This is a genomic window from Hydrogenivirga sp. (genome assembly GCF_056450045.1).
The window spans coordinates 1-4829 of the sequence record NZ_JBWONM010000153.1; the positions used below are offsets into that span (position 1 = coordinate 1).

The 4829-nt window shown below is 50.5% G+C and carries 7 protein-coding genes; 6 read left to right on the forward strand and 1 reads right to left on the reverse strand.

Going from position 1 to position 4829, the window contains the following annotated elements; genetic code table 11:
• The 3 genes from AC1HCM_RS06275 to AC1HCM_RS06285 form a co-directional block, all read left to right on the forward strand.
• A partial coding sequence (locus AC1HCM_RS06275; RefSeq protein ID WP_479460914.1) for a glutamate ligase domain-containing protein occupies positions 1 to 514 on the forward strand: 514 nt, incomplete at its 5' end.
• Positions 501 to 1112: a DUF8089 domain-containing protein gene (locus AC1HCM_RS06280; protein WP_479460915.1), complete on the forward strand. Its 612-nt coding sequence runs from the start codon at positions 501 to 503 to the stop codon at positions 1110 to 1112. The genes AC1HCM_RS06275 and AC1HCM_RS06280, both read left to right, overlap by 14 nt.
• Positions 1078 to 1668 carry a diacylglycerol/polyprenol kinase family protein gene (locus AC1HCM_RS06285; protein WP_479460916.1) on the forward strand — a complete coding sequence of 197 codons (591 nt, stop codon included), beginning with the start codon at positions 1078 to 1080 and terminating at the stop codon, positions 1666 to 1668. The genes AC1HCM_RS06280 and AC1HCM_RS06285 overlap by 35 nt, the downstream gene beginning before the upstream one ends.
• On the opposite strand, the gene AC1HCM_RS06290 is transcribed toward AC1HCM_RS06285, so the two are convergent.
• The gene (locus AC1HCM_RS06290; protein ID WP_479460917.1) at positions 1656 to 2294 is read right to left on the reverse strand and encodes a hypothetical protein; all 639 of its coding nucleotides are present in this window, start codon (positions 2292 to 2294) and stop codon (positions 1656 to 1658) included. The two genes, AC1HCM_RS06285 and AC1HCM_RS06290, sit on opposite strands and share 13 nt — an antisense overlap.
• A 46-nt stretch (positions 2295 to 2340) precedes the next feature.
• Between AC1HCM_RS06290 and panC the strand changes: the two genes are divergently transcribed.
• The 3 genes from panC to AC1HCM_RS06305 form a co-directional block, all read left to right on the forward strand.
• On the forward strand, positions 2341 to 3192 hold the full coding sequence (gene panC, locus AC1HCM_RS06295) for a pantoate--beta-alanine ligase (RefSeq protein ID WP_479460918.1): 852 nt from the start codon (positions 2341 to 2343) through the stop codon (positions 3190 to 3192).
• Positions 3189 to 4091: a methionyl-tRNA formyltransferase gene (gene fmt, locus AC1HCM_RS06300; protein WP_479460919.1), complete on the forward strand. Its 903-nt coding sequence runs from the start codon at positions 3189 to 3191 to the stop codon at positions 4089 to 4091. Before panC ends, fmt begins: the two co-directional genes overlap by 4 nt.
• Positions 4092 to 4095: 4 nt before the next feature.
• On the forward strand, positions 4096 to 4829 hold a 734-nt coding region (locus AC1HCM_RS06305; protein WP_479460920.1), incomplete at its 3' end, for a hypothetical protein.

The following is a 4829-nucleotide window of genomic DNA, read 5'->3' on the forward strand; positions in this document are numbered from 1 at the left end:
CTCCTTCGGAGTACTCAAGGCTCTTGGGTATGAACCCAGAGAATTCAGGGAAGACCTCATGAGCTTCAGGGCACCGGAGGGGAGGATGAACCTGATTGATGGAGGTGATTTTTTCCTCATTGACGACACCTACAACGCGAATCCACCTTCGGTAAAGAATGCTATAAGGACGTTATGCTCTTTAGAAACCGGCTCTAAGAGGGTGGCAGTTCTTGGGGATATGCTTGAGCTTGGAGATGAGAGCTCCAGATTGCACGGCGAAATTGGGAAGTTTGTTGCCCAGCATGGGGTTGATTGCACCCTGTTTTATGGCAAAGAGATGGAAGAGGCTTATAAGGAGTGCAGGAGATACGGGGGAGTTTGCTTCTTCTTTAGGGAAAAAGAAGCGCTTAAAGAAGAGATGTTGAAATGGATGAAGGATAAAAATATAATTCTCCTGAAGGGTTCAAGGGGGATGAAAATGGAACAGCTCATATACGAGCTGGGGGAGCTTTATAGAGATGGGAAAGGATAAAACAGCTGAGGTTTTTATCTTTGAAGATTCCTTCTTCTTCACCACAAAGACCCAGATAAGGAGGGTTGAGGAGGACAGGATAGTTCTGAAGGCTACCAGACTCCTCAAGCGCTTTGCCGTCCTTGGCAAGAGGGTTCACATGAAGTACGCAACCTTCGCCCTTCCCGTCAAGGTGGTTGGAAAGAGCGAGGAGGAGGTGATAGTTACCCTACCCTCCCTTAATCCCGAAAAACCCGTTGGCGACAGAAGGAGCGCCCGGGTTCAGCCCTCTCACGTTCACCCTGTTAAGCTCTTTCTATCGGTAGGCGGTGAGGAGGAAAAGGAGTACGAGGTTGAGGACATATCGGAAGGTGGCTTCTCTGTCGTGGTTGATGACCCTTCTGAGATAGACAGGTTCCTTGACAGGGAGGTCAAGGTTCACATTGACTTTCCCGTTGAGGTTGAGGAGGTTGTAGGCTCAGCGAGGCTTGTCAACGTGCAGGAGCTTGAGGATGGAAGGATAAAGCTCGGCTTTGAGCTTCTGATAGAGGATGCGGACGCTGTTAAGGTAAGGTTTTACGTGTATGCAAGGATCAAAGAGATACTCAGACAGAGATGAGCTTTCCCTTGAGATAAAGAGGCAGTTCTTTCACCTCGTATTGATACTCCTGTGGTGTCTTCCCGTTTACTTCCTTCCTTACTGGGCTAACGTTCCCCTCATGCTTTCTGTTCTGCTCCTGAACTACCTGGTTGTAAAAAGGCATGAACCTCTTCTCAAGCTATTCTCTCCACTCATTGATAGCCTTGAGAGGAACAGGAATATGTCCAGACCTGGGATACAGGCTCTGTGGGCTAACCTCGGAATATTCCTCTCTTACCTACTCTTTGGGAAGCTGTCTCTCGTGGGTATAGTCGTGCTCGCCGTTGGGGACAGCCTCTCAACCCTTGTGGGAAAGGCTGTGGGTAGAACCCCCCTTCCTTTCAGTAAAGATAAGACCCTTGAAGGCACCCTCGCCTTCTTTCTCAGCTCCTACCTCCTCCTTATCCTTTTCCTTCCCTTCAGGGAAGCTCTCCTTATCTCAAGCCTCGGAGCCCTCCTTGAGTCCGCTGACACTAAGCTTGACGACAACTTCTCAATACCCCTCCTGACAACAGCCCTCCTTTACCTTGTGTGATACTCAATCAAGAGGTCAAGCACCCTCTCTACCCTCTTGCCCAGATCACCGCTGAGAGATATCCTTTCGGGCTTCTTCGCCCTGTATATCTTCCTTATCAGGTCAAGAAGGTAGGGCTCTACCTCCAGCTCCCCCTCTTCGGATATAGAGCCGTTTGAGAGCTTGAGCTTTGTGCCACCTCTCTGGTCCAAGAACTTTGGCTTTAGCCCCGAAAGCTCAAGGTAATCAAGCTTTAGCCTTATCCTAAGCACGTGCTCCTTCCCCTTAGGGCTTAGAGTGAGATATCTGAGGAAGAGGGAAAAGAGCCTCTCGTCGTAGTAGTGGACCGTTCTCATTATGAAGCCCGCTACCCAGGACATCCACAGGAACCTCCTGTAATCCTTAGCCATGTAAGACAGAAACCTTACATCCTTCACATCGTTTGGAAGGGCTACACCTCCTCTCTGGGACATATCCAGCTCCATCACGTTGAAAGGCTCAAAAACACCGAAGAACCTGTGCCCGCTAAGGAGTCCGTCCCTGACGAGCAGGTCTATTACACCTCCTTGACCGTAGGCTTTCACCAGGATATCCTGGTCACCCGCCCTCTTTCTCTTCAGGACGAGAATTCTGGTTTTGAGGCTCATCCATCCTTTATAATACTTTCCCTCTCTTCACCAAGGAGGTGTTTAGGTGCCGCTTCTGTTCAAGAAGATAAAGGATCTTAGGAACTACCTTCACAATGTGAAGTGTGAGAAGAACGCCAGCATAGGCTTCGTTCCGACGATGGGCTACCTTCATGAGGGGCATAAGGCTCTTATAAAGAGGTCAAAGCTCCAGAACGACGTTACCGTCGTGAGCATATATGTGAACCCGACCCAGTTCGGTCCTGGAGAGGACTACGAGAGGTACCCGAGAGACCTTGAGAGGGACATGTCCGTATGTGAAGAGCTTGGAGTTGATGCTGTTTTTGCGCCGAGCGATGAGGAGATATATCCAGAGGGATGCAAGACGGAAGTTTACGTTCGTGAGCTCAGCGACATCCTTGAGGGCAAGTTCAGACCGGGACATTTCAAGGGGGTCGCTACTGTTGTTCTGAAGCTCTTCAACATAGTTCAGCCCGACAGGGCTTACTTCGGTGAAAAGGACTACCAACAGCTGAAGATAGTTCAGAGGCTTGTAAGAGACTTGCTCCTTCCCGTTGAGATAGTGCCTGTTGAGACGGTGAGGGAGCCCGATGGACTCGCCTACAGCTCAAGGAACGTTTACCTCTCTACTGAAGAAAGGGAATCAGCCCTTTCAATATACAGAGCCTTTCTCCTCGCTCAGGAGATGATAAGGCAGGGGGAGAGGAACAGCGAAGCTATAAAGAAGGAGATGGAGAGGTTCATACTCTCCCATCCCCACGTCAGCAAGATTGACTACATAGAGATAACCGACCCTGAGCTAAACCCGAAGGAGGTGGTTGAAGAGGGGGATAGAATACTCGTTGCTATCAGGATAGGGAATACGAGGCTTATTGACAACTGGAAGGTTGAGCTATGAGAATTCTCTTCATGGGAACGCCCTCCTTTGCCGTTCCCAGCCTTGAGAGGTTAGGGGAGAGCTTCAACATAGTGGGCGTTGTAACCCAGCCCGACAAACCTGCGGGAAGGGGAAAGCGCCTCAAACCCCCACCTGTTAAGGAGAGGGCTCTTGAACTCGGCTACAGGGTCTTTCAACCTGAGAGGATAAGGGACTTTGTGGAGGAGATAAGGGAGCTCAAGCCCGACTGCATAGTTGTTGTCGCTTACGGAAAGATACTACCGAAGGAGATCCTTGAGCTCCCGCCCTACAGGGTTATAAATCTCCACGCCTCTCTACTTCCAAAGTACAGGGGGGCAGCGCCTATCCAGAGAGCTATCATGGCTGGGGAGAGGGAAACGGGCAACACGGTTATGCTCGTCAGTGAGCGCATGGACGCAGGGGACATACTCTCTCAGGAGAGGGTCCCGATAGGCGAAGATGAGGACGCCCAATCCCTTTCCCGGAGGCTATCGGTAAAGGGAGCTGACCTTCTGGTGAGGACCCTCAAGCTCTGGTTTGAGGGAAAGGTAAAGCCAGTTCCTCAGAAGGAAGAGGAAGCTACCTACGCACCCCCTATCCAGAAGGAAGAGTTTAGAGTCTGCTGGAAAGCTGAGGCTCAGAGTGTGAAGGACAGGGTGAGGGCTCTCTACCCCAGCGCCTTTTTCTTTTACAGGGGAAGCAGGGTCAAACTTCTCAGGGTTAAGGTTGTGCCCGGTTGTGGAGAGCCCGGAGAGGTCATTGATGAGAGGAGTTTCGTGATAGCCTGTGGTTGGGGGGCGGTTCAGGTCCTTGAGCTCATATCCCCGAAGGGGAGGAGAATGTCGGGTGAGGAGTTTCTTAGAGGTTACCCTCTGAGCAGGGGGGAGCTGTTAAAATAGAGCCATGGATGAGAAGCTTGAGCGTGTTGCCCTTCTCATAGAACGCTACCTCGGTCAGATATTCGGTTCAATAAGGGTTTACAGGGAGGACAGGGAGTTCCTGATTCCTTGGGGCTCCACGGTCATAAACGTTGAGATACTCGTTGAAGGGGAGGAGGTCCTCCTGCGCATTTATTCCCCCGTTGTTCTTAGGGTAAAACCCGACAAGGACCTCATGAAGTTCCTCCTCATGGAGAACGCCTCCCTGAACCTTTGCTCCTTCTCTGTGGAGCTGGAGAGGGGCTTTGTAGATATAGTCCTCGGAACGAGGATAAAGTTTGAGTTTATAAACAAGGACCTTCTGAGCTACGTTGCTATAAACGTGGGCAACCTTGCCAACGAGTATTCAAAGGAGATAATTGCGGTCTTCGGCGGAATATCCTTCAAGGAGTACGTTGAGAGGGAGAAGCTCCAGAAGAAGCCCTACGGTGGGGAGAAGATACTCCACGACATCTTTGACCTTGAGGGTATGAAGGTTGGACTTGAGATCTATGAGGACGAGGAAGGGAAATACACCGTTGTCGGAAAGATAATTGATACGGGACAGGTCTTCTTAAAGGCTCAGAGGGAAAAGGACCTGCAGCAGGTATTTGCCCTCCTTGAGAGGATAAAGAAGGCTCTTCTTGAGAAGGACATCGCAACACTGCGCAGGAGCTTGAAGCATTATGAGGTTGAGGAGTACTTCATCTACAACATCCT